Consider the following 1,092-nt stretch of genomic DNA (forward strand, 5'->3'; position numbering starts at 1 on the left):
GTAGGCGGCCCGGCCTGTAGCGTCCTGGTTCGGGTGGCTTTCCGGTGAAAGGGTCCGCACGGCAACGGAGTTCCCCGTAGGCAGGAGATCGACCAAGATCCTTCTGCCGTATGAGGAACTCCGTTGGACGCTCAGTGTTGCACCCTGTCCGCCACGACCACCGCCGGCTCGGCCGGGGAACGGATGCGGTCTTCGCGGCCTGTCCCCGCTGAGCTGCGCTTCGGTGAACGTGTACGCCTCGGGGTGCTGACCGAGGTGATCACCCCGCAGGCTGTTGACGACGCGGTCGAGCGGGCTGGGGCCCGCGAGAAGCAGCGGCGGCTGCTGCCTTCCCGCGCGATGGTGTACTTCGTTCTCGCGCTTTGTCTGTTCAGCAGCGCGGACAGTGCCGGCCCTCCGGGCTACCGGGCCGTACTGCGGATGCTGACAGAGCAGTTGCGGCACCTGCCCGGCTGGGCGATGCAGCGCCTTCCCACCAGCGCCGCGCTGACCCGGGCCCGGCAACGCCTGGGCCCCAAGGCCCTGCAGTTGCTGTTCGAGGATCAGTGCGGCCATCTGGCCGGTGACGCCGACCGGGGTGCCTTCGCCTTCGGCCTGCGGCTGACGGCCTGGGACGGCACCGTCCTGGATGTCCCCAACACCCCTGAGAACAGCCGGTCGTTCGGTCACACCGGCCGTCCGGACGTCAACCTGAGCTGGAACCCTCAACTCCGTGTGATGGCTTTGATCGAGTGCGGGACACACGCCTTGGTCGACGCGGCCTTCGATGCCGTGGACCGCTTCAGCGAGCACAAACTCGCGCGTCGCCTACTGGCCTCCCTCACCGAGGGCACCCTGCTGCTGGCCGACCGGAACTTCGCCGGGCACGAGCTGTGGGGCCTGGCCCGTGCCACCGGCGCCCACCTGGCCTGGAGGATCAAGAAGAACCTCGTCTTCCCGCCCGTACGCGTCCTGCCCGATGGCTCCTACCTGTCGATCATGCGCACGCCGCAGGAAAACCTCCGCCACGGTCACGCCCGCGCGGAAGGCCGCACGCTCCCCGGGCAGCCCGACGGCCACCTGGTGAGGATCATCGACTACACCGTCACCGTC

1 protein-coding gene is annotated in these 1,092 nt (G+C 68.8%); it reads left to right on the plus strand.

Annotated elements, in window-relative coordinates; all coding sequences use genetic code 11:
• Window positions 1–243: 243 nt before the first annotated feature.
• Window positions 244–1,092 (plus strand): transposase domain-containing protein (locus tag RM590_RS35385; RefSeq protein ID WP_394814043.1); only part of this gene is annotated, 849 nt, incomplete at its 3' end.

The sequence above is a fragment of the Streptomyces litchfieldiae genome (assembly GCF_031845365.1).
GTDB lineage: Bacteria > Actinomycetota > Actinomycetes > Streptomycetales > Streptomycetaceae > Streptomyces > Streptomyces litchfieldiae.